This is a genomic window from Brevibacterium sp. OS20, assembly GCF_056837565.1.
On record NZ_CM166367.1, the window covers coordinates 402,365 to 425,352 of the forward strand.

Consider the following 22,988-nt stretch of genomic DNA (forward strand, 5'->3'; position numbering starts at 1 on the left):
TGATCCGTGAGGTTAGCTGGAATCGCCTACCCCTCGAGCAGCCCCTTGATGTCCGCGGCGGTCACCGTCTGGCTGAAGGCTTGCCCGCCTGGGCCCCGGCCCACGTACGTGCCGGCGTCGGACATGAGGTCGTCGAAGAGTTCGGCCTTGCGCTTCTGCAGGGCGAGCACCTTCTCCTCGATCGTGCCCTCGGCGACATAGCGGTAGACCATGACGCTCTTCGTCTGCCCGATCCGGTGCGCCCGGTCGATCGCCTGATTCTCCGAGGCGGGATTCCACCACGGATCCATGAGGAAGACATAGTCCGCCTCGGTGAGGTTGAGCCCGAACCCGCCGGCCTTGAGGCTGATGAGGAACACCGGCGCCTCACCCGACCGAAACGCATCGACGACCGCACCGCGATTGCGCGTCGACCCGTCGAGGACGACATAGGGAATCCCGCGAGCGTCGAGGTCCGCGGCGACGTTGGACAGGAACGACGTGAACTGGCTGAACACGATCGACCGGTGGCCCTCGGCGATGACATCGTCGAGCCGTTCCAGGAGCGCCGCCAACTTCGACGACGGCACCTCAGTATGTTCGGCATCGACGATCGACGGATCGAGAGCGAGCATCCGCAGCAGCGTGAGCGACCGGAAGACGATGAACCGCTGCTTGTCGTATTCGCTGTCGATGAAGCCGAGGATCTTCTTCCGCTCCTTCTGCAGAATCCGATCGTAGAGTCTCCGGTGCGCGGCATTGAGCTCGACCGAGATGACCTGCTCCTGCTTCTCCGGCAGGTCCGCAGCCACGAGATCCTTGGTCCGACGCATCATGAACGGTCGGATCCGCCGCTGCAGACGCTGCATCCGTCCCGGGTTCTCACCCGACTCGATCGGTCGGACGTATTCCTCCTCGAACCGGTGAGGACTCGGGAACAGTCCGGGTGCCGTGATCGAAAACAGTGACCACACGTCCTTGAGCGAGTTCTCCAGAGGAGTGCCGGTCAACGCGAGCCGGAACGGTGCCCGCACCTCCTTCGCCGCCAGGTGCGTCTGCGCCGACGAATTCTTGACGAACTGCGCCTCGTCGAGGATGAGCCCCGCCCACTCCATCCGCGAGATCGGGGTCTCCTCCAGCCGGAGCATCGCATACGACAAGACGACGACATCGGCACCGCGAGCCACCTCGGCGAGGTCGGACCCACGCGCCCGCGTCGACTCAGCCACGACACGAACATCGAGGTCAGGCGTGTACGCGGCGGCTTCCTTCACCCAGTTCGGCACCACCGAGGTGGGCGCGACGACGAGGAAGGGAGTGTCCGCCTTCGCGTGCGCGATGAGCGCGAGCGTCTGCAGGGTCTTGCCCAGACCCATGTCGTCAGCGAGGATCCCGCCCAGCCGGCACCGGTACAGCAGCGCCAGCCGCCGGAATCCCTGCACCTGATACGGGCGCAGCTTCGCACCGTTCAGGTCGGGCACCTCGGTGGCGGGGAGGTGTTCGAGGTCGGCCAAAGCGCGCACCGAGTCTCTCCAGGTCACAGCCGGTTCGGACTCATCGGCGAGGTCCTCGAAATCCGACCACAGGCCCACGTGCATGCGGGAGATCTTCGGCGCTCCGGGCTCCCATTCGGGGATGAGATCCGCCTCGGCGAGGAGGGCCTTGAGCTTGTCGAAGATCGGCTTGTTCAGCGACAGGAACGAATCGTCGGAGAGCTTGATCTTCTTCGTCCCGGCCGCCAGCGCCTTGTACAGCTTGACGAAGGGGACCGGGCGGCCGTCGATGCTGATCTGGAAGCCGAGGTCGAACCAGTCGTTCTTGTCCGACTCGACCGAGGTGATCTTCACGTTCGGTTCCCCGCCGAGCTCCCGGTATGGCTGCTTCTTCCCGCGCGTGATGACCTTGACGTGCTCGATCTCCTCTAGCCCGGGCAGGACGTTGACGACGAAATCCGCGGTGTCGGCGTCGTTGAGTTCGACGTCCTTGATGCCCGGCAGGGCGGAGCCGGTTTCGTGGGTGTCGGCGAGGAGTTTGTCGACCTCGGTGACGACGGCATCTTCGAAGTCGAGTTCGCGTTGCCTCGCATATTCCCTCGCCGAGGCGGTGCTGAGCCTCAATCGATCGATGACGGGGAAGGTGCGGCGGGGTCCCTGGTATTCCCAGTACCAGCTTAAGGAGAGTTTGTCGCCGGCGCCGAAGGCGGCGAAGACGACGAGGCGGGGGCGACCGTACTGGGGGAAGGCGACGGTGGCGTCGCTGCTGATGACCTCGGCGCTGGAGCGCAGCTGCGGGTAGTACTCCTCGAAGAATTCTTCGGCCTCGGCCTCTGGGATCGTGATCGGGCCGGGGGAATGGAGCACGGGCAGTGTGGATTCCTTCGTCGGGGTCTCCGCGGGGGCCAGGGTGACGGTGAAACCGCTGGTGACGTCGACGCCGAAGAAGCCGTGTGTCCAGATCGGCTTGATCAGCGCGGGAGTATATTCGCGTTCGTCGATGGTCGCCCGCGTCTGCACCTGCAGGCGGTTCTGGCTGCGGCGGATGTCGATGACGGCGCGGGCGGTGTGCCCGATGCGGACGGTCATATCCGGATTGATGCCGACGAATTCGATGCCGAGCTTCTTCCCCTGCGTGAAGTGATCCCACAGCAGGGGGGTGCGGAAATCGCCGAGGTGGTACGGCGCCCCGTCGGGCGTGAAGTCCGTCTTCCCGCGGGTGCGCAGTCCCGCGAGTTGGGTGAACCATTCCTGGTGGGCCGGGTCGATGTCGAACTGCCGGGCCATGCGGTCGATGGTGCGCCAGGTCAGGGACTTCTTCACCCAGTTGCCGGACTCGCTGAGCATGAGCGGGCGGATCGCGAGGCTCGGATTCGCGCCCGGGGTGACGTCGTCCTTGTCGAGGAGGACGGAGTGCTGAGCTTCGAACCATGAGCGGGGGATGACCTGGACGAGCTCGAATCCCAAGGCCACGGGCGTGTGTGAGTGCGGAGCCGCCTCGGCGAGTGGGGCGAAGGCATCACGCCAGTCGGCGGGGATGGCGGCACCGGTCGTGGCGGCGGACGGTCGGGTCTCAGGCACGATGCCATCTTCTCATTGGAGGGTGACATGGGGTGACGGAGCTGTGTCAGGGGCGCGGAGTAGCATCTGCGGCATGGATGAGGACAAAGAGGTTCACAGGCAGTTCTTCGACACCTATACCCGTGCGCTCATCGATCGGGACGCCGCAGCAATCGCCGATCATTACGCGGTTCCGGCGCTCATCGAGTTCCCGGGGCAGCGGATCCTCGTCACCGAGGCGGCGCAGACGGAGAGCTTCTTCGCGAGCGCTTTCGAACAGTACTCGGGCGTCACCGAGGTGAACGCCGAGGTCACGGTGGCAGCATCGACCGACCACAGCATCTGGGCCGACGTCACGTGGAAATATCAGGGAGGTGCCCCCGACGAGCGGAACATGTATCAGCTGGTGCGTATCGAAGACGGCTGGAAAATCGCGGTGCTCACGCCGTTGGAGCTCGGATGACGGGTGAGGCGGAAGACGCTGGATTTCCTGAGCTGCTCCACACCGTCATCGATACGACCGAGCCGAGGATGCTCGCGGAGTTCTATCGACGGCTGCTCGGCTACGTCTATCGCCCGGGAGACGAACCGACCGACGGTCGCAGTTCAGGGACGAGTGCCGAGCCCGAGGTCCCCGACTGGCTGGTGCTCACTGATGCGAGTGGGAACCGGAAGCTCGCTTTTCAGCGGGTTGATCGCCTCGAACCGACGACGTGGCCGGCAACGGACATCCCCATGCAGATGCACCTCGACCTCACGGTGCCGAACCGGACCATGCTGGAACGACAGCTGCAGCGTGCCGAAGATCTGGGTGCCGAACTGCGCGTCGATCGTACCGACGATGAGGACGAACCGCTGTATGTCTTCACCGATCCCTCCGGCCATCCGTTCTGCATATTCGTCGCATGAGCGAGAACAGCGACAATGATGACGAGCGTTGGCTGATCGTCAAAGGACGCCGGTGGCGACGAACCGACCCAGCACTGGAACCGAGCGTGATCGAGGAACTCAAGAGCCGCCTCGGCGCCGCGAGGAACGCCGTCAAGCAGGCGAAGAAGCGGGGCGATGGAAAAGATCTCGCGGAGGCGAGACGGAGGGTGGATGTCGCGAAGAACGGCCTCGGCGAACGCGGTGAATACTGGTGGGAGATGTCGCTCGAAGACCGTCGTCGGCGCGCGGAGACGGCCCTGAACGAACTGCGCTGAGTTCGAACAGGGCCGTCAGGGTGCTGTCAGGCGTGAGGAACCCGCGCCTGCGCGCTGCTGCGCGGCGTTAGACTCCGGACACCGCTGCTGCCAGGTTGCCGAGGGACGACTCGAGGTCCTCTTCGCTGACGGCCGGGAAGTCGACCTGCTTGAGCACCTCCTTGTCGGTGACCGCGCTCCAGTCATAGGTCACGGAGACCTCGGTCGAGTCATGGCTGTGGGACGTGAGTTCCCAGACCCACTCCCAACCCGGTGGCTCCTCACCGGCTGGTGCCGTCTTCCAGGCGAGAAGCTTGTTCTCCTCATAGCCGATGACGTGGTTGTCGGTCTTGTAGTCGCCGCCCATCTTGTCCCAGTGCATATTCATCGAGAACTTCTGACCGACCTCGGTGATGCGATCGGTCTTGTCATCCGACTGGACCATTCCCGAGCCGTCGATCTCGGCATGACGCTCTGGATTGGAGAGGACGTGGAAGATGTCCTCTACGGGGGCATCGATCGTGCGGGAAGCGCTGATGCTCGTCTCATTCATGCTTGTCACCTTTCGTCAGATGGTGGCGGGAGTACGGGTCGGTCGACCCGTCCCTGACGGCCACGCTATACGCTCGATCCAAGTGACGGGAGGGGGTGCGCAATCAATCACAGCAAATGCGGTCACTCTTCCGGATACTCGTTGAGGAATGCAGAATAGCCGACAGAGGTACGTGCCATCCGCGTCTCCGGGGCTCGGACCGTCAACCATCAACACGAGAACTGGGAAGAGCACAGCATGAATCGAGAAGTCGCCCAGGCCATCACCGACGCCGTCGACAACGCGTTCGATCGTCAGCTTGAGTTCACCGGTGATCTGATCCGCTGTCCTTCTGTCCGCGGCAGTGAGGCGGCGATCCAGGACCGCATGGAGCAGGAATTCGCCGACAGGGGACTGGAGACCGACCGCTGGCGCATCGACGAAGAGGACATCGAGGATCACGTGGGCTTCGGACCGATGACCGTGCCCTACGACGAAGACTTCAACATCGTAGGCAGCTATCGGCCGGCAGTCTCGCAAGGCCGATCCCTGATCCTGCAAGGTCATGTGGATGTCGTTCCGACCGGACCCTTGGAGAATTGGACTACTCCGCCCTTCGAGCCTCGAGTCGAGGACGGCTGGCTGTACGGACGTGGCGCCGGGGACATGAAAGCCGGACTCGCTGCCAACCTCTTCGCCTTCGACGCGATCTCCGCTGCCGGATTCTCTCCTGCAGCCCCGATCCATCTCCAATCCGTGGTGGAGGAAGAGAGCACCGGCAACGGAGCGCTTTCGGCACTTCTGCGCGGCTACACCGGCGACGCCGTGCTCATCCCGGAACCAGAAGAGAACGCTCTGGTGCGAACCAACGTCGGAGTCATCTGGTTCACCGTTCGTGTCGAGGGGAAACCGAGTCATGTCCGGGAGATGAGCAAGGGCTTCAACGCCTTCGATGCGGCAAATGACGTGATCGCCGACCTGCGCACACTCGAGACGGATTGGAATGGCCAAAAGGACCGGTACCCGGGCTTCGAGGATGTCGAGCATCCCATCAACTTCAACGTCGGAGAGATCTCGGGTGGAGACTGGCCCTCCAGCGTCCCGTCATGGTGTGAGATCTCCGTGCGTGCCGCCATTTATCCGGGGATCGACCCGGAACAGGCGTGGGAAGAGATCCAGGAGCACGTCCGGCACGCGAGCATCGCCCGGCGCGGTCAGGACAGTCGCCTGCCACGCCTGGAGCGAACCGGCTTCTTCGCCGCAGGATATCGACTCGACGAAGGCGGAGAAGCCGAGGCCGTCCTCGGCTCGGCCCACCGGGATGTGTTCGGCCAGCCCCTGCGGTCGTTCTCCACGCCGGGCTACCTCGACGGCCGGGTGTACACGAACTATGGATCGATGCCGACTCTGACCTATGGTCCCCGATCCCTCGACATCCATGCCTTCGACGAGCGCGTCCACATCGAGTCCGTCCGCAACATCACGAAGACCATCGCTCTCTTCATCGCCGAGTGGTGCGGGCTGAAGCCGCTGAAATAGTCACTTTGGCGTTCCGCAGGGACTGCCGGCCCAGCACCCGTTCGAAACGATGCGTCAGCCGATCTGGTCAGCGAGGTCCTCGAAATCCTCGGCAATGACGTCCCAGTCGCCCGTGGGTTCGAGATCGATGGTCTGATCGGGTCCATGCTCGGTGGGGCGCCGAACGAAAGCCGTGTTGAGCCCGAGGGGCTGCGCCGCGGCGAGATCGCTGTTGTGCGCAGCGACCATGGCGACTTGCTGCGGTTCGAGACCGAGGATGTCGGCGGTCCGCAGATACGCGTCGGGGTCCGGCTTATAGGCTGCCGCCACCTCGGCGCCGAGGATCGCATCCCAGGCAAGACCAGCACGTTTGGCGACGTCGAGAGCCAACCGGATGTTCGCATTCGACAGTGGAGCGATGATGAACTGCTCCTTCAAACGGGTCAAACCTGCGACCGCATCCGGCCACGGATCGAGCCGATGCCACGCAAGATTGGTCTCGTCGAGGACCGGCGCGGGAATCGAGTTCGGATCGACGCCGAGACCTCTGAGCACGTGCTCGAGATTCTCCCGGTGGAGCACATCCAAACGAACGAACTCTCTGTCACCGTTGCGCACCCGCTCCATCGACGGCTGATATTCGGCCCGCCAAGCGTCGGCGAACTCAAGCGGAACGAGATCGGGAACATGGTCGCGCAAGTGCACGGCCACCTCGGCGGCTACACTGCTGCGCCAGTCGACGACGGTGCCGAACATGTCGAAGACGAGGGCCTTGACCGAATCGAATCCTGCTCTCATGGTTACACGGTAGTCCGCGCACATCAGACCGTCCACGTCGGTTCTCCCGCTCACCATGTCAGTCCGTCCGCTTAGACTGAGCGGTGTTGGGAGTCGACGAGGACCTCATCGACACTGAACTACACGGCATCGGCGGAAGGACCTGACCGTGGGATGGAGCACGAGCGAATTGGCGCGGCTGACCGGCACCACGGTCAACACGATTCGGCATTATCACAAGCTCGGGCTGCTCACCGAGCCCGAACGGATGAGCAACGGATACAAACAGTACGGGGCTTCCCACCTGCTGCGACTCCATCAGATCCGGCGGATGCGCGAACTCGGCATCCCGTTGTCGGATATCGGTTCGGTCGACGACGATCACGAACAGCAGCAACTCGCCCTCAAACAGCTTGAGGTCGATCTCGGTGAGCAGATCGCGGCCCTGGAAAAAGCACGCACCGAGGTGTCCCAACTCCTCGAACACGGAGCGCCGATCGATACTGCTTCAGGCTTCATCGACATCGCTGCCCGGATGTCGAATTCCGATCGCGCACTGATGAACATCTATTCGACCCTGTATGAGGAATCGGCGCTCGCGGAGATGCGGTCCATCATGTCCGAGACCACACCGTACGACCAGGAAGTCGATGAGCTCGCCGAGGATGCCGACGACGCCACCCGCGAACGCTTGGCAGAGCAGATCGCTCCGAGCATGAAGCGACAGCTCGAAGCGAAACCCTGGCTCCTCGCGCCGACCGAGCGGATGACCGGGGACGTGAAGATGGGGCAGGCTGCGATCATCGGCTCGCTCAGAGAGCTCTACAACGACGCACAGATCGACGTCATCCAGCGTGCCTTCATCTCTGTCTTCCCGACTCTCGAGATTCCGGACGAAGATCGCGAGCGGTTCGTCGCTTTCATCAAGCACGTGGCCGCAGAGGAAGAGGGCTGAGGCAGGGGACTGAGGCGGAGGAAAAGGAGTGATGTCGGGAGCTGAGGGAGAGAGCTGAAGACAGTGACTAGGGAAGATAGCTGAGGATTCGCTGGGTTCGACGATGAGGGCTTGACCCTGTTCTGAGAACACAGTCTGTACTGAACGTATCAACCATCAGATCCGGTTCATTCGGGCCGGGATCTGCCGATTACGTTCAGGAGGACACCATGAATCCCATCATCGAATTCTTCCAAGGTCTCGCCGCTCAGGTTCCCGACCTGCTTCAGCCGTTCATCATCGCCGCGGCCGGGGCGATCCCCTTCATCGAGGGTGAGATCTCCTCGATCATCGGCGTGTGGGCCGGGATGAACCCCGTGCTCGCCGGAGTCGCCGGAGCCATCGGCAACTTCATCTGCGTCACCGTCATCGTGCTCCTCGGAGCCCGGGCGCGCCGCGCCGTCGTGAATCGTCAGAGCGAAAAGCGTGAGCTCGCGGCCGTGGGAGTCGGCGCAGGTGTCGGCTCCGGATCGGTTGATGGCGCTGTGCCTGAGGCGGCTGCCACGCGGAATGGATCCGCCGACGTTCTCTCCCCGGATTCAGCGGCCGACGGCAATGCCGGTGACACGGTGACGGAGGGCCACCTCGGTGAAGGTGGGAAGCCCGAGTCCAAGGGGCGGGTCAAGTTCAAGAAGTTCCTCACTCGGTTCGGCGTCCCCGGTGCGAGCCTGCTCGGACCGCTGGCGATTCCCACCCAGATCACATCGACGATCCTCGTCAGCGCTGGTGTGAAGACCTCGTGGATCCTGCTGTGGCAGGGCATCGCGATCATCGCCTGGACGACCCTGACCACGCTCATCGCCACCGGATCGCTCGCCCTGCTGGCCGGCTGAAGCCTCAGGAAACGCGGTCCCCGCAGGTGCCGCCCTCACCAGCCCACCGCCCACGGACCTCGACGCCGCAAGAAGAAAGGACGAATCATGCGCTCGCTGTATCGCCACCGGCTGGTCCTCACACTCACAGGACCGATCCTCATCGCTTTGGGACTGCCGCTGATCGTCCCCTTCGCCGCGACCCTACTCGGCGAGACGATGCACCTGCAGATGCGATTGAGTCTGCCCGAATCGCTGCTCGGGACCTTGGGCATCCTCGTTGCCTGGTTCGTCATCTCGCGGACGATCGATGTCGTCCTCAGCGGAAGCGACATCGGCGGCAAAATGACCGGGCGTCTTGTGTCGGCGGGTGCGTCGGTGCTTGTGCTCGGCGGAGGTTACCTACTGATCACCGGTTCGATCCCATTGGCTGCGATCACTGCGGTCGTGATCAGCGGTCTGTTCTTCGCGTTGAATACGATGCTCGATGTTCGGGCTAAACGACCAGCATGAATCAGACAACCCAGCTGACCGTGCCCAAGTACTTCTCTCCGGGGCGAACCGCTTCGCACTCCGCTGTGACGATCCGCTTGACAAAGGGGGCATGGGCAGCGGCCTTAGCCAGGACGATCTTCTCGCAGACGGCGCGAGTCTTGTGATACGTGTAGCTGAACTTCACCACATCAGCGTGAGCGGCGGTGCCACCGAAGACGCTCGCCGTGGCCAGAATCAGAGAGGCTGCTCCGATTCCAAGGACTCGTTTCATCTGCATCGTCTTCTCCACTTCTCAGGGTCAGCATTCTCTGTGCGCGGCTACCGTCTGTGGCCGCACGACCGACACTATTTGCGGTTGCGTGAGTCGGAGACGATTGCGTGTACCGAGGTTGAAACCTGATGTTCCCCACTTGAAACGTACAATGGACTGGATGTCTGATACCGGGAGAACCCACACCTCGTCGCTGGCCGTGCTCGGTGCGCTGCTGTTCATCACCGCCCGCAGCCTCGATTCCGCCGGCGCGCCGGGGATCCCCGCAAGTGCCGACCCAGCCAAGCTCAGCCCCACCGATCGGGAGACCCTCGCCGAGGTGGAGTCCGCCCTCACCGTCCAACTCGAGAACTCAGGGACGTCCGTGACGTCCACCCTCGCCGAGGTGGCTGCGGCGGTTGCGTACGTCCGTGGCCGGGCAGAGGTCCCGAGTCTGACCGCGAGCCGGTACGACCGGCTGCGCAAGTCGGTGCTCGACGGCCTCGGCGCCACCTCGGCGCAGGGGGCGACCATCTGGCCGCCGACCAGTCAGACCGCGGTGCAGAGGTTCGGGTCCTGGAACGAAGCGCTCAAGGCCGCGGGTCTGGCGACGAACAAGATCGGTCGAGCCAAGGGGCAGCTGCGCTTCGACGCGGATGCCTACGACAAGGCGATTGCCGAATTCCTCGCCGACTGCGAATCACGCGGGACCGCCGCGACCTACAAGGCTTACACCGAATACGCCGCCGAGCATAAGGGCGAGGTGCCCTCGGCCGCGGCCGTCCGGAAGTTCTACGGAAGCTGGAATTCAGCGCTCGCCGCGGTTGAGTGAGGTGCGGATCAGCGGCCGTGCATCTTCCCGCCGACCGCTCACGCTATGCGATGCGCGTTCGGCGGTAACTTGAGCGCTCGGTGGCCCAACACTCCCGGCATCACCGGTTAGCGGCGAACGCCTCCAGCCGGTCGCACGCGGTGTTGATGGTCTCGTCCGACACCGCGAATGTCAGGCGCAGGTAGCCTTCGCCGGCCGGTCCGAAGGCCGAACCTGGAATCGTCGCGAGATTGTGCTGCTCGAGCAGCTGGGTCGCCAGCTCCCAGGAGTCCAGCCCCCACTCGGACACGTTCACCCAGGCATAGAACGTCGCCGCCGGGCGCAGCAGACTCAAGCCCTCGATGGCGTTGATGCGCTCGACCATGAGCTCACGCCGCCTGGCATACGAGGCGACCATCTCCTCGACCGCGCCCTGCGGTCCCTCGATTGCGGCGACCGCTGCCTCCTGGACGAACCCGGGCAGACTCGAGGTCAGGCCCTCCTGCAGCAATGCCATCGGCGCGATGAAATCTTGCGAACCGATGACGAAACCGCACCGCCAGCCGGTCATGGCATAGGTCTTCGAGAAGCTGCCGATGGCCAGGAACCGATCGAACTCAGCCCCCACCTCGGCGGTGGATGGCTTCACCTCGGCGATGGAGGTGAAGACGGCATCGTCGAAGACCATCTCGTCATAGACCTCATCGGAGATGACGGTGAACCCATGCTCATCGGCCAGCGCAGCGATCTGCTCGAGGTCCGTCCGATCCATGACCGAGCCCAAGGGGTTCGACGGACTGTTGATGATCACGGCTGCGGTCTTGTCTGTGATCACCGAGCGAACATCCTCGGCGCGGAGCTTGAAATCATTGTCCTCGGTGACAGGAACGGACACCGCAACCCCGCCGAGGCGGTGCACCTGACCCATGTAATTGGGAAAGCTCGGGTCAGGGATGATGACCTCGTCGCCTGGTGAGACCGTGACGTCGAGGGCGAAGGTGAGCGCCTCCATCGCGCCGAAGGAGACCATGACGTTCTCGGGCGTGATGCTGCGATTCCACCGAGTCGAGTACTTCCGGGCGATCGCCTGCCGCAGTTCGGGGATGCCCGCGTTGGCGACGTAGCGGGTGTTGTCGTTCTCGATCGCGCGGATGCCGGCGGCCTTGATGTGCTCCGGAGTGGTGAAGTCCGGTTCGCCGACGGTGAGCTTCACAGCATCGGGGAAGTCGAGGGCGAGGTTGAACATCTTGCGGATGCTCGACGCCGGGTAGGAAGCGGCCATGGGGGAGATGCGGTTGTGCGAACTCGTCATGGTCTCAGTCTGCCCCCGATCCTGCGGGGACGACAGGGGTGGGCCACAGCGTAAGACCGGGGCAGGTCCCCCGCCCTGCCTACTCGTGCAGGCCAGCCAGCCGAGAACCGAATCGGGCGAGCAGGCTCGTCTTCTTCGCCCCGGTCGCCGACTCCCACGCATCGGCGAGGCCGAAGATCTTGTACATCGACCGGATACCCAACCACCGAATCGGTTCGGGCTCCCACTGCCCGGAGAAGTGGTCGTTCCACGGCAGTGCGGTCAAGGGCGTCGAAGCTCCGGCGGCCCGATCGAGCAGGGTCTTCGCCGCCAGATGAGTCGCCGTCACTCCGTGCCCGGCATAGCCGCGGGCCACTCCGATGCGCTGTGTCGGGTCGAAGAAGATGCCGGCGCACCAGTCTCTGGTCACCCCGAGCGCACCGCGCCAGGCATGAGCAACCTCGAACTCGAGGTCCGGGAAGAGCGAGGACAGGCGCCCGGCCAACAGGTCGACCACCTCGGCGGGGACCTCACCGTCACCGGGCAGGCCCGACCGGAAAGCATAGGGCGCCCCACGGCCGCCGAGCGCGATCCGGCCATCAGCCGTGCGCTGGGCATAGATGAACGTGTGCGCCGTGTCGCCGAGGCATTCGCGCCCCTCCCAGCCGATCGACGCCCACGCGTCGCCCGGCAGCGGCTCGGTTGCGATCATCGACGAGAACACCGGGATGACCTGCCGTCCCTGCAGGCCCGGCAGGTCGCCGCCGACCGTGTCCGAATACCCCTCGAGGCACACGAAGATCGTGTCCGCGCGCACCGGCCCGCGGTCCGTGGCGACCGAATTCTTTCGGATATGCCTCGCCGAGGTGGCCTCGCAGATTGTCACGCCCTGTTCCCTGAGCACGTGGCCGAGTCCCCGGGTGAGCAGCGCGGGATCGATGGCGGCGGTACCGGGGAAGTAGAGACTGCCGAGTGCCCCGTCGACGTTGATGCGGGCACGAGTCGCCTCGGCGTCGAGGAACTGCATATCCTCCGTCCCGTATCCGAACTGCTCATTGCCGGCCTCAAGGTCGCGCAGCCGGGACAGGCTGGCCTCCGACTGAGCGATGTCGATGTGGCCGCCGCGGACTTGGTGGGCATCGATGCCCTCGGTCTCGCAGACGTCGAGGACCTCGTCGATGGAGTCGAAGAGTGCGGACTGAAAGGCGCTGACGCTGGCGACGCCGTCGAGTCCTGCCAAGCCGACCGGCCCGGTGGGATCGTTCTTCCGGGCGCGGTCGACCGCCTCGGCGAACTTGCTGCGATTGCCCGGCAGCAGGGTCGAGAGCCATCCGCCATTGCGGCCGGAGGCGCCGTAGCCGATGTGGCGGGCCTCGATGATGGTGATCGCCCAATCGGGGTGGGCCTGCCTGGCGTAGTAGGCCGACCACAGGCCGGTCAGTCCGCCGCCGACGATGACGAGATCCTGCTTCTCGCGCGGCAGCGGGACGGCGTCGACGTCGTCGGCGGGGGATGCTGCCAGCCAGTGTGAGGCTTCGCCATTGAAGTAGGACACGGATCATCTCCTGAACTCGAGGCGGACCTTGTGGTCGCCTACGAAAACAGTTCTATCTCACGCTCAACGGGAAGTAAACAGTTGTGGTGATTTGTATTGAGTGTTGAAACGCGCTCGACTGCCCACTGATTTCTTCGTCGAGGCGGGACTCGGGTGGGCTGTTTAATTACACTGTTCGCATGAGCGCAATGGAGCCGATCAACACCCACGAATTTCCTCTCAGCCATGAATTGATCGAGGAGTGGCAGACCATTCCGGCCGCCTCGACGGGAGGACCCGACACGGTCGGGTCGGTGGGGCTGGAAGGTCCGGCCGCCTCGGCGGGGGATTTCGGCACGAGCAGCTCGGTCGAGCTGGAAGGGGCGGCCGCCTCGGCGGGGGAGGCGTCTGTGACAACGGGATTCGCCGAACTCGGCACCATCGGCGGTGCCGAATACGGGTTGTGGGAGATGAGCGCTGGAGCGATGCGCGATATCGAAGGCGACGAGGTCTTCCTCGTCATCTCCGGGACCGGGCGCATCGAATTCGACGAACCCCTTCGCGACCCCATCGAACTGGCGCCGGGATCGCTGGTTCGCCTCGATGATGGGATGAAGGCGCGCTGGTACATCGACGGAACGCCGCTGCGGAAGCTGTTCATCGCGCCCGGCGAAGGGTGAGCTTCACTCTCTGGCCAGCAGGGTTGGCAGGGACGAGGGAGTCGGGGAAACGTCATGGGCGCGGATTCGCCTCGTTGACTAGTGTCGAAGTCAGCCAGCTTTGACGAAAGGTATCGATGATGATCGACGTGGCCCACCCGCGCGACCTTGTCATGATCGGCGCGATCTTCGGACTCGCCGCGTTCATCTGGTCAGGCTGGGCACAGGAAGCGCCACCCAGAGGACTGGTCTGGCGACTCGTGCTCGCCGGACTCGGAATCGCGGGCCTCGCACTCGCCGTGCCGAGCATCCTCACCGCCATCGGCAACTGGTCGGAACCCAGCGCTTTCACCACCGGGACCACCGCGTTCACCCTCTACCTCATCGTGTTCTGGGCCGAGGTCATCATCGGGGCGGTGGCGAGCTTCTTCCTCATCCGCACCGGCCAGACCGAGAATATCGCTCCACTCATCTTCGCGATCGTCGGCATCCACTTCTTCGCGCTCGCCGTCGTCTTCGGCCAGCCCGTCCTTCACGTGGCGGGGCTGATGCTGACCATCGTCGCGGTGGTCGCGTTCATCTTGCCGCGCGAGACCGCGGCGCCGAGCTTCTGGTGCGGCATCCTCGGCGCTCCGGTCTTCCTCGGCATCGGACTGTGGTGTCTGCTCGCCGGGCGCAGCCCGCTCGCCGCCGGATGAAACACGGACACCGCTGACAAGCCCTGGTCAGGTGCTCTATCGTGAGTGAACCGGTGCGCACCGTGCCCTGGGGCGGGCTCCGTCCCACGGCGCGCGGCACGCATGGACACCCCAGCACCGACACCTCAGTATTGCCCCGAAGTGATGGACCCCGAAGAAGGAGTCGACGATGAAGACTGCTCGCCGCTTGGACAACCTCGGCACCGAGACCGCTTTCCGCGTGGCCCAGGCCGCCGCCGACTGGAAGGCGAAGGGCAACGAGGTCTTCCCGTTCCACCTCGGCGATCTCAATTTCCCGCTCGCTCCCCACATCGTCGAGGCGATGGAGCAGGCGATCCGCAACGGCAAGACCGGTTACTGCCCTGGGCCGGGGATTCCCGAACTGCGGGAGGCGCTCTCCGATGACATCGGCTCGCGACGCGGAATGACGATCGACCCCGCCGAGGTGGTCGTGACCACCGGAGGCAAGCCCGTGATCACGAAATTCCTCCAAGCCGTGATGAACCCCGGCGAAGGCGTGCTCTACCCGAATCCCGGATTTCCGATCTACGAATCCCAGATCGAATATCTCGGCGGTACGGCCCTGCCCTACCGATATGTTCCGACCTCCGACGGCTTCGCCATCGACCTCGACCACCTGCGGGCATCGATCGATGAGAACACCACCGCCATCATCTACAACGACCTGCAGAACCCGATCTCCGCAGAGTCCACCCCGGGCGAGCGTGAGGCCATCGCAGCGATTGCGCAGGAATTCGACCTGTGGGTGCTCTCCGACGAGGCGTACTTCGAGATGCGCTATCGCGGGAAGTCCCAGTCGATCGCCGCGCTACCGGGAATGCGGGAGCGCACCGTCATTCTCTACACGTTCTCGAAGAAGTACGCGATGACGGGTTCGCGGCTCGGCTGTGCAGTGGCCCCGAAAGAGGTCGCCGAGGCGATCTCGCTGATGAACACCAACGACGAATCCTGCACGAACCAGTACGTGCAGTGGGCGGGGATCGCCGCCCTGCGTGGACCGCAGGGGCCGGTCGGGCAGATGCTGGAGGTGCTGCGCAAGCGACGTGATGCCACCTGCCGGCTCATCAACGAGATTCCCGGCATGTCTGTGGCGACCCCGGGCTCGACGTTCTACGTCTTCCCCGATGTCACCGAGGCGATGGAGGCGAAGGGAATCGCGACTCTGGCGGACTTCACCACCGAGGCGCTGCATGCCACTGGCGTCTCATTCTGCACTCGCGAGCACTTCGGGTCGCCGCAGCCCGGTGAGGACCGGTCCTACATTCGGCTGGCCTATTCGGGTATCGACGAAACCGCGATCACGACGGGTCTCGGCCGCCTCAAGGAGTGGATCGAAGCGGGGCGGTAGTCCGTTCGGCGGGGTTGCATTCGGCGGTACCGGGCTGCGGCGCCGTCCCGACCACAACTCGGCGCCGACCACAGCTCTGCTAGGTCCAGCTGCTCCAGGCAGGTCGGCGAGTGCTCGGCAGTGCGTTGTCACGGCGCCAATCGTGGATCCAGTCGGGCAGCTCGGGTTCGTTCTCCGGCATCCCGAACGCCTCCATGAGGTCGTCCCTGGTGAGCGGACGGTCGTCGGAGATCAGGCGGGTGGCGACATAGGCTCGGGCGAAGATCTCGCCGTCGACGACCATGCGCTGTTCGAAGAACACGGTGCGCTCGTCGATTCCGCAGACCTTGCTCTCGAGGTTGTAGCGCTGCCAGAGTTTCAGTGATTTGCGGAAGCTGATGGTCTCGGCGCTGACAACGCCGGTCCATCCGCGCTCACGCATCGCCTGCCATGCTCCGCTGCGCACCATCATGTCGAGCCGCCCCAGGTCCATGATCGAGAGGTACTTGCCGTTGTTGAGATGCATGAATATGTCGATCTCGCCCAGGTGGACGCGCATGGGGAGGGAGTAGGTGTCCCAGATGTCGCGCGCGGAACGTCGGTGGGACCTCAGCAGGTGCAGGATCATGCGGAAGAAGTGCATGCGAACTATGTTACTTGACAGTAGTTTGCTGGACGACCATAACCCTGCCGGGTGAATGGGGCTCTGACTGGCGAACGTGGGCAGAAAGCGTATGCGGTCAGGGCGATCGTGGACCCGGAGGCGAACGCGGACGCGGAGGTGAATGCGGTCGTGAAAGGTTGCAATCGCGGAAGGGTGCGCATCCACGGACCCGGGGAGCCGCCTCGGCGAGGGTGGGTGTCAGTCCTTCGCGGGTTCGGGGTCGTGGCCGGGGATGAACGGTGATTCTTCGGGCTCGGGGTGGCGCTTCCACTGGATGAGCATGATCGCCACACCGAGAGCGACGGCGCCGATCGCGCCCCACACGTTGGTGCGCAGGCCGAGGATGACGAAGCTCGGATCGAGGCGGATGGACTCCCAGACGATGCGGCCGGCGCCGTACCACATGAGATAGACAGCGAATAGGCGTCCCCACTGGAAGAAGACCTTGCGGCCGAGGTAGAGCAGGACGAGAGCGCCGAGGCTGTTCCAGATGACCTCGTAGAGGAAAGTTGGATGGAAGAGGGTGCCGGGGGGAGTGCCCAGTGGGATTGCCGGATTGCCGGGATCGATCTCGAGTCCCCAAGGCAACGTGGTGGGCAGGCCGAAGAGCTCCTGGTTGAACCAGTTGCCGAAGCGACCGCAGGCCTGAGCGAGGATGAGGCCCGGTGCCAGGGCGTCGAGCAGAGTGGTGAGTTTGAGGCCGAGGCGGCGGCACATGATCCATGCACCCAGCGTGCCGCCGATGAGTGAACCGAAGATCGCGATGCCGCCCTCCCAGATCGCCCATACCGAGCCGGGTTCGAACGGGTTCCACGGGTTGCGGCCGGGACCGAAGTAATCGGTGTAGTGCGTGATGACGTGATAGATGCGGGCGAAGACGATGGCCATCGGTACGGCAAGAGTCGCGATGTCGAGCACCTGCCAGTCCTCGACACCGCGCCTGGTCAGGCGGCGGTTCGTCAGCACAATGGCGATGATGATGCCCACGAGGATGCACAGTGCATAGAAATGGATCGTCAGCGGTCCGAGTTGGAAGCTCGAGATGGACGGGCTGGGGATTGCCGCCGAGATGTCGTGCGGGACAGCGCTGGAAGTCACTAGGCCGAGGTGCATGGGGCCAGTCTATTTGCACCCGTCTGAGAATCTCTTATGCAGCGTCTGGTCTCTGACCGGCGAGGACCGTTTTCGGGCCGATTGCTGTGCCGCCTGCGCTCCGACTAGCGCGTAAACCCGAGTCCTGCGGGGTGAAGGCAGCCGCGACAAGGCCATTCGCGCTCACATCAGAATGGAGGCACAGCGGTGCCATTGAATGGCCATGCGCAGCTACGTGCCGAAGAGGCCGTCGATGATGTCGTCGGTGACGAATCGTGAGTGGAGGATGGGAGTGCGGGCGGGGTCGATGCTTTCGGGCGGTCGCCATGCCGGCCGTCCGTCGCCGAGCATGAAGACTTCCCAGTCGGAGCGGTCCATGAGGTGGTGGTGGAAGGAGCACAGCAGGCACATGTTGTTGATGTCGGTCTTGCCGCCCAGGGCGTGCGGCACAACATGGTTCACGTCGCACCAACCCGCCGGTGCGTCGCAACCGGGGAACACGCATCCGCGGTCCCTGGCGGTGACGATTGCGGTCTGCTTCTTGTTGGCAAAGCGCTGTTCCGCGCAGACTTCCACCGTGCGGGCCTTTTCGTCCATCAGGTGGTAGAAAACAGTGCCACTGAGACCGCGTCGGGCGATGTCGCCGATCGGGAACCGGTCGCCGGAGCCTGTGGTGGCTTCGCCGATGCCGTTGGCGATGTCGGACGCTTTGGCTGTGACGACCAGGGCGTAGGGCGAACCCTTGGCGGCTTCCTTCATGCTGATGCGCGAGATGAGAGTGGCGAAACGTTCGTAGATCCAGGCCTTCGCACTGGGCTGCGCGCTCATGAGATCGACAGTCGAACCGTCGGCGCGGATGCCGTGGCCCGCGGGAGTGGAGCGTCCGCCAGCAGGATCGGTCGTATCCGCACCGGCGTCACCGGCAGCTTCACTGTCGGCACCGGAGTCGCTGGCCGCGTCTAATACAGCCCATGAGGGAGCGTCATAGCGATCGCCGGTGAGCACTGCGTCGAGGGGTTCGAACTTCTCTTCGCCGGGAGCCTGACCGAGTCCGACGTTCGGGAAGAGCGCGGGAGCGTCGTCGGCCGCGGAGCGGGCCGCTTCAGTGTCGGAGGCGATCGTCTCAGTGTCGGTGGGGCAGACGTTGTTCGATGTGGTGCCGTCGCACGATTCTGCAGTGTTCGACGGGTTGTCACCGGCGGTTTCTGTTGTGTCTGATGTGTTGTCTTTCGCCGATTGGATCCGCGAGGTCAGCAGTCCGTGCAGTTCGGATCCCGCCACGGGATCGAGCACGCCCTCCAGCCTCCAGTCTCCATTGCGCTTGGGGCGGGCAGTGATGAAGTAGGCGGAACGATCGCTGGGGTCGAGCGGCTCGGCACCGTCGGGGTCGATGAGAGCGAGCATCTGACGGAAGATGTCGCGAAGCTCGCTCACAGTCACCGATTTCGCGTATTTCACGAGGTCGGTTTCCACACGGGACTTCGTCTCATGATCCACCCATGCGGGCAGCGCCTTGAGGCAGTCTTCGATGACAGTGAGGTGCTCTGCGGGCAGGGTGCCGAGGTGGAGCTGCTCGGCGACGAGCGGGTGTTCGGGTTCAAGCGGTTGTCCGTCGAGTGCGACTCGTCCGCCGAGATTCTCTGCGAGCTTTGCCCGGCGGTTCGCTTCTCGCCCCGAGAGGTTGAGGCGTTCCTGGATGAGCGCCTTGGTCGACTTGGCGCCACTGTCCTTGGGCGTGCCGACGCGTTCGTAGACGGCCAGCGCCAGGGTGGACAGAGACTCACTGAGCCGACGCAGAGCCTCGGCTCCATCGATGACCTGCAGGGCCTCGTTCGGCCCCATCGGCCGGTCGAAGGCGCGAAGACCTCCGACCAGTTCGGTCAGGGACGAAATCGAATCGGTGATCTCAGGTGCGCTCGCAGCCAGGTCGTTCCAGGCGGCGTCGGTGAGGATCGGGTGCATCGAAGTCGGGCGCTGATCATCGTCTCCGTGCTCGGGTTGCGCAGTCGATTCTGCCGGTGCGGTCGAAGTGAGCTCTGCTGAGTCCGCGGATTCGACGGTTTCGTGTGGTTGGTCGGAACCGGCAATTCCAACTGCATTGCTTGGTTCTTCGACGTCGGCGATCGACGTATCGTCGTTCGGTTCGTCATCGTCGGTCGAAACTGGGTCAAGAGCCTCGAACACCTCGGCGAAGTGGTGGCCGCTGAGGTCGAGCCCGGCCGCCTTGAGCTGTTCGGCCAGTGTTGCGGGGCCCGATGTTTCTTCGAGTTGTGCTTGCGCGGTGTCCTCGGGTGCGTGGGCATTCTGAGGAGGGGTACCCACGAGGTCTGCTGGTGTGGTGTTCGTCGGCGGTCTTCTGCTCGCCCCACCGCGCGAGTCAGCGGCAGCGCGGCGGTCGCGCTTTCCTGACTTGCGTCGCTTGCGGTCGGGGGTGAAGGTCATCGCTGTCGAGTTCCGTTCGTCGTTGAAGGTCTCTTAGTCAAATGTTAGGCCATTGATGAATAGAAAGCAATAGAAACTTCGAAAAGAATTCGATTGGAACTGTCATTGCAGGTAGATCTGCATATGATGAGGACGACTACTTTACCTATTGCTGATTTGGCGTCGAATGTATCAGTCGGCACTGACGCGTGATCCACGTTGACTGTCGTGATGGTCGCATGCTCCGGGGTTAGTCGTGGCGGGTGTTTCTCTGACGGTGGGTCTCGTCGGTGGGGACGGTGTTTCGGTGAAGGTGGGCCGCCTCGTTGGGGATGGTCCGTCTATAACGGTGAGCCGCCTCGGCGAGGGTTGGGTCTCCGCGAATCGCCATCGCGGATGGGATGATGGGGAGCTATGGCCCTTGATTTCACCCTGGTGCAGCTGCGCTACTTCCAGGAGGTCGCCAGGCGGGAGAACATGACCGAGGCGGCGAAGCAGCTCAACGTCACCCAGTCGGCGATCTCGACGGCGATGGCCCAGCTCGAGCGGACCATCGGCCTCGACCTTTTCATCCGACAGCGCAATCGTTCGGTGGTGCTCTCGCCTGCCGGGAAGCGATTCCTCTCAGAGGTCACACCCTTCCTCGAAGCCTCCGACAACCTCGGCGAGACTGCGTTGGGCCTCTCACGTCGTCTCAGTGGAGACCTCACTGTCGGAGTCTTCTCGCCGATCGCGCCCACCCGCCTGCCGCTCATCCACAGCGAATTCGAGAAGCGCTACCCGGATGTTCGGATCAACTACCTCGAGGCGAACCTTCAGGAGCTGCAAGCCGCTGTCATCGCCGGCGACTGCGATCTCGCACTGACTTACACGCTGGGAATGACCGATCGCTTCGATCGCTTCCTCATCGACGTCGTGAAGCCGCACGTCCTCGTCTCACTCGATCACCACCTCGGCGGGGGTGGGAAACGGCCGCGACCAATCCACCTGCGAGAGCTCGCAGATGAAAACTACATCCAACTGGATCTGCCGTTCAGCACTCAATACTATGACGAGCTCTTCCGGATCGCCGGCGTCGAGCCGATCGTGCGGCACACCTTTGCTGGCTACGAAACCGTGCGGTCGTTCGTGGCGATGGGGCACGGGTACTCGCTGCTGAGCCAGAGCGTGTCCTCGGGAACGTACATCGGATCGAAGACGGTGGACGTTCCGCTGCTCGACGACTTCCCGAGCATCGACCTTGCCATCGTCTGGCCGAAAGAGCTGAGGCTGAGCAAGCGTGCGCGAGCCTTCTGCGAGCTGACCTTGGAGATCCTCGGGACCTAGGCGGCTGAAGCGGACAGGGGACCCGAACCGCGGGCAGAGGACTGCGCTGGTGCTGGGGAAGGCGGTCGGTGGGTAAGCGGTCCGCCGCCGAGGTAAGGGGCTTACGCGGAGAGGTGACGCCTCGGCTTCTCATCGATTTTCCTCATGACCAGTTTCAAAAGTATCTGTTGGACTAATGTGTTGTAGATCGCAAAGATGGTGGAAATCATCCCCGCGCCCTAAGGAGATCCCGGATGTCCATCACAGCCCCGACCGAACAGCGAACCACGTCGACGAAGATGCAGCGGAAGGTGCTCCTGGGCGGCAGCATCGGCCAGTTCGTCGAGTTCTACGACTTCACGCTGTACGGTCTCTCAGCAGTCATCCTGTCTGAATATTTCTTCCCGGACGGCGATCGGATCACTGGTCTGCTGGTTATCTTCGCGACCTTCGGAGTCGCCTTCGTCATGCGACCCCTCGGCGGACTGTTCTTCGGAGCTCTCGGCGACAAGGTGGGCAGGCGGCAGACCCTGACGATCACGATCTTCCTCGTCGGAGCCTGCACAGCCCTCATCGGCATCCTCCCCGGGTTCGACACGATCGGCTGGTTCGCGCCGATCCTGCTCATCCTCGCCCGCCTCGGACAGGGCTTCTCCGCCGGCGGCGAATCCGTCGGCGGTCCGTCGTTCGTCTACGAACATGCTCCGATTGCCAAACGCGGACTGTGGATCAACATCACCTTGGCCGCGACCGCCCTGCCCTCGGTGTTCGCCGGCGGCCTCATCCTCCTGCTGTCGACGGTGATGAGCGACGCCTCATTCGACTCATGGGGCTGGCGCGTTCCGTTCCTCCTGGCGCTGCCGTTGTCGGCCGTCGGACTGTGGATCCGGTCGAAGACCGACGAATCCGAGCTGTTCAAGAAGACAGCTGCCGAGCGGCCCAAAGAGTTCAGCCCGATCCGCGAAAGCTTCCGCGAGAACTGGGTCGGGATGCTCCAGGTCTTCTTCGTCCTCGGCGTCACCGCGCTCGGCTTCTATATGCTCTCGGCGTATTTCGTCACCTACATCCAGACCACCGGCGACCTCAGCCGCGAACAGTCGCTGCTGACAAACGCGATCGCGATGGCCAGCTACACGATCTTCCTGCCCATCGCCGGCCACCTCGGTGATCGATTCGGACGTCGGCCTATGCTCATCGCGGGTGCGATCCTGCTCGCGGTCACCTCGGTGCCGGCATTCGGACTTGTGACCAGCGGGCACATGGGGTTGGCATTTCTCGGGCAGACGATCTTCGTCCTCGCGCTGTGCTGCTACGGCGGCGGCTGCTACACCTTCTTCTGCGAGCGCTTCTCGACGAAGACGCGGTTCACCTCGGCGGCCATCAGCTACAACATCTCCTACGCGGCGCTCGGCGGAACCGCTCCGTTCGTGGGCACGTGGCTCGTCGACATCACCGGCGTCAACACCGCCCCCGGCTATTACATGGCTGCTGCGGCCGCCGTGTGCCTCGTCCTCATCTTCGTCACCCGACTGCCCGAGACCCGCGGACGACTCGGATGAGCGCACCCTGAC

22 protein-coding genes are annotated in these 22,988 nt (G+C 63.8%); 13 read left to right on the top strand and 9 right to left on the bottom strand.

Annotated elements, in window-relative coordinates; genetic code table 11:
* Positions 1 to 26 precede the first annotated feature (26 nt).
* The gene (locus ACVZTU_RS01765) at positions 27 to 3,053 is read right to left on the bottom strand and encodes a DEAD/DEAH box helicase (RefSeq protein ID WP_482401246.1); all 3,027 of its coding nucleotides are present in this window, start codon (positions 3,051 to 3,053) and stop codon (positions 27 to 29) included.
* Between the two features lie 73 nt (positions 3,054 to 3,126).
* Between ACVZTU_RS01765 and ACVZTU_RS01770 the strand changes: the two genes are divergently transcribed.
* Genes ACVZTU_RS01770 through ACVZTU_RS01780 form a run of 3 tightly spaced genes read left to right on the top strand, consistent with a single transcriptional unit; the run spans position 3,127 to position 4,237 of the window.
* Positions 3,127 to 3,495, top strand: a complete 369-nt coding sequence (locus tag ACVZTU_RS01770) for a DUF4440 domain-containing protein (RefSeq protein ID WP_139469485.1) — start codon at positions 3,127 to 3,129, stop codon at positions 3,493 to 3,495.
* Positions 3,492 to 3,941, top strand: coding sequence for a VOC family protein (locus ACVZTU_RS01775; RefSeq protein WP_139469484.1), 450 nt, complete (start codon positions 3,492 to 3,494; stop codon positions 3,939 to 3,941). The genes ACVZTU_RS01770 and ACVZTU_RS01775 overlap by 4 nt, the downstream gene beginning before the upstream one ends.
* Complete coding sequence (locus ACVZTU_RS01780) at positions 3,938 to 4,237, top strand: biopolymer transporter Tol (RefSeq protein ID WP_139469483.1); 300 nt, start codon at positions 3,938 to 3,940, stop codon at positions 4,235 to 4,237. Before ACVZTU_RS01775 ends, ACVZTU_RS01780 begins: the two co-directional genes overlap by 4 nt.
* 67 nt (positions 4,238 to 4,304) lie before the next feature.
* Here ACVZTU_RS01780 and ACVZTU_RS01785 read toward each other — a convergent pair whose 3' ends face one another.
* Positions 4,305 to 4,769 carry an SRPBCC family protein gene (locus ACVZTU_RS01785; RefSeq protein WP_139469482.1) on the bottom strand — a complete coding sequence of 155 codons (465 nt, stop codon included), beginning with the start codon at positions 4,767 to 4,769 and terminating at the stop codon, positions 4,305 to 4,307.
* A gap of 237 nt (positions 4,770 to 5,006) precedes the next feature.
* Here ACVZTU_RS01785 and ACVZTU_RS01790 point away from each other — a divergent pair, with 237 nt between their 5' ends.
* On the top strand, positions 5,007 to 6,287 hold the full coding sequence (locus tag ACVZTU_RS01790; RefSeq protein ID WP_482401247.1) for an ArgE/DapE family deacylase: 1,281 nt from the start codon (positions 5,007 to 5,009) through the stop codon (positions 6,285 to 6,287).
* A 54-nt stretch (positions 6,288 to 6,341) separates the two neighbouring features.
* Here the strand turns inward: ACVZTU_RS01790 and ACVZTU_RS01795 are convergent, their stop codons facing one another.
* The gene (locus ACVZTU_RS01795) at positions 6,342 to 7,064 is read right to left on the bottom strand and encodes a haloacid dehalogenase type II (RefSeq protein WP_218973659.1); all 723 of its coding nucleotides are present in this window, start codon (positions 7,062 to 7,064) and stop codon (positions 6,342 to 6,344) included.
* 148 nt (positions 7,065 to 7,212) lie between these two features.
* On the opposite strand from ACVZTU_RS01795, the gene ACVZTU_RS01800 reads away from it, so the two are divergent.
* The 3 genes from ACVZTU_RS01800 to ACVZTU_RS01810 all read left to right on the top strand — a co-directional run bounded on the left by ACVZTU_RS01800 (position 7,213) and on the right by ACVZTU_RS01810 (position 9,362).
* Positions 7,213 to 7,998, top strand: coding sequence for a helix-turn-helix domain-containing protein (locus ACVZTU_RS01800; protein ID WP_180345659.1), 786 nt, complete (start codon positions 7,213 to 7,215; stop codon positions 7,996 to 7,998).
* Positions 7,999 to 8,207: 209 nt separating this feature from the next.
* The gene (locus ACVZTU_RS01805) at positions 8,208 to 8,870 is read left to right on the top strand and encodes a small multidrug efflux protein (RefSeq protein WP_139469478.1); all 663 of its coding nucleotides are present in this window, start codon (positions 8,208 to 8,210) and stop codon (positions 8,868 to 8,870) included.
* A gap of 87 nt (positions 8,871 to 8,957) precedes the next feature.
* Complete coding sequence (locus tag ACVZTU_RS01810; RefSeq protein ID WP_139469477.1) at positions 8,958 to 9,362, top strand: hypothetical protein; 405 nt, start codon at positions 8,958 to 8,960, stop codon at positions 9,360 to 9,362.
* 1 nt (position 9,363) lies between these two features.
* Here ACVZTU_RS01810 and ACVZTU_RS01815 read toward each other — a convergent pair whose 3' ends face one another.
* Entirely contained in the window at positions 9,364 to 9,615 is a 252-nt protein-coding gene (locus tag ACVZTU_RS01815; protein WP_139469476.1) for a hypothetical protein, read from the bottom strand.
* A gap of 160 nt (positions 9,616 to 9,775) precedes the next feature.
* Between ACVZTU_RS01815 and ACVZTU_RS01820 the strand changes: the two genes are divergently transcribed.
* Positions 9,776 to 10,426, top strand: a complete 651-nt coding sequence (locus ACVZTU_RS01820) for a homing endonuclease associated repeat-containing protein (protein ID WP_376904956.1) — start codon at positions 9,776 to 9,778, stop codon at positions 10,424 to 10,426.
* Positions 10,427 to 10,526: 100 nt separating this feature from the next.
* Here the strand turns inward: ACVZTU_RS01820 and ACVZTU_RS01825 are convergent, their stop codons facing one another.
* On the bottom strand, positions 10,527 to 11,717 hold the full coding sequence (locus ACVZTU_RS01825) for a pyridoxal phosphate-dependent aminotransferase (RefSeq protein ID WP_376904954.1): 1,191 nt from the start codon (positions 11,715 to 11,717) through the stop codon (positions 10,527 to 10,529).
* A gap of 79 nt (positions 11,718 to 11,796) precedes the next feature.
* The gene (locus ACVZTU_RS01830) at positions 11,797 to 13,251 is read right to left on the bottom strand and encodes an NAD(P)/FAD-dependent oxidoreductase (protein ID WP_482401248.1); all 1,455 of its coding nucleotides are present in this window, start codon (positions 13,249 to 13,251) and stop codon (positions 11,797 to 11,799) included.
* Positions 13,252 to 13,430: 179 nt separating this feature from the next.
* On the opposite strand from ACVZTU_RS01830, the gene ACVZTU_RS01835 reads away from it, so the two are divergent.
* The 3 genes from ACVZTU_RS01835 to ACVZTU_RS01845 all read left to right on the top strand — a co-directional run bounded on the left by ACVZTU_RS01835 (position 13,431) and on the right by ACVZTU_RS01845 (position 15,956).
* Complete coding sequence (locus tag ACVZTU_RS01835) at positions 13,431 to 13,910, top strand: cupin domain-containing protein (RefSeq protein ID WP_229664053.1); 480 nt, start codon at positions 13,431 to 13,433, stop codon at positions 13,908 to 13,910.
* Between the two features lie 116 nt (positions 13,911 to 14,026).
* Positions 14,027 to 14,587 (top strand): hypothetical protein, encoded by a 561-nt coding sequence (locus ACVZTU_RS01840; protein WP_181271349.1) that lies wholly within the window; start codon positions 14,027 to 14,029, stop codon positions 14,585 to 14,587.
* A 169-nt stretch (positions 14,588 to 14,756) separates the two neighbouring features.
* On the top strand, positions 14,757 to 15,956 hold the full coding sequence (locus ACVZTU_RS01845; RefSeq protein WP_181271348.1) for a pyridoxal phosphate-dependent aminotransferase: 1,200 nt from the start codon (positions 14,757 to 14,759) through the stop codon (positions 15,954 to 15,956).
* Between the two features lie 79 nt (positions 15,957 to 16,035).
* On the opposite strand, the gene ACVZTU_RS01850 is transcribed toward ACVZTU_RS01845, so the two are convergent.
* The 3 genes from ACVZTU_RS01850 to ACVZTU_RS01860 form a co-directional block, all read right to left on the bottom strand.
* Entirely contained in the window at positions 16,036 to 16,578 is a 543-nt protein-coding gene (locus ACVZTU_RS01850; RefSeq protein WP_181271347.1) for an acyl-CoA thioesterase, read from the bottom strand.
* Between the two features lie 219 nt (positions 16,579 to 16,797).
* Positions 16,798 to 17,712 carry a prolipoprotein diacylglyceryl transferase gene (lgt, locus tag ACVZTU_RS01855; protein WP_181271346.1) on the bottom strand — a complete coding sequence of 305 codons (915 nt, stop codon included), beginning with the start codon at positions 17,710 to 17,712 and terminating at the stop codon, positions 16,798 to 16,800.
* Between the two features lie 210 nt (positions 17,713 to 17,922).
* A complete protein-coding gene (locus tag ACVZTU_RS01860) occupies positions 17,923 to 20,133 on the bottom strand; it encodes an HNH endonuclease signature motif containing protein (RefSeq protein ID WP_482401249.1) in 2,211 nt (736 codons plus the stop codon).
* Between the two features lie 393 nt (positions 20,134 to 20,526).
* On the opposite strand from ACVZTU_RS01860, the gene ACVZTU_RS01865 reads away from it, so the two are divergent.
* Positions 20,527 to 21,438 (top strand): LysR family transcriptional regulator, encoded by a 912-nt coding sequence (locus ACVZTU_RS01865; RefSeq protein WP_101545950.1) that lies wholly within the window; start codon positions 20,527 to 20,529, stop codon positions 21,436 to 21,438.
* Positions 21,439 to 21,671: 233 nt separating this feature from the next.
* The gene (locus tag ACVZTU_RS01870) at positions 21,672 to 22,976 is read left to right on the top strand and encodes an MFS transporter (protein WP_229664052.1); all 1,305 of its coding nucleotides are present in this window, start codon (positions 21,672 to 21,674) and stop codon (positions 22,974 to 22,976) included.
* Positions 22,977 to 22,988 lie beyond the last annotated feature (12 nt).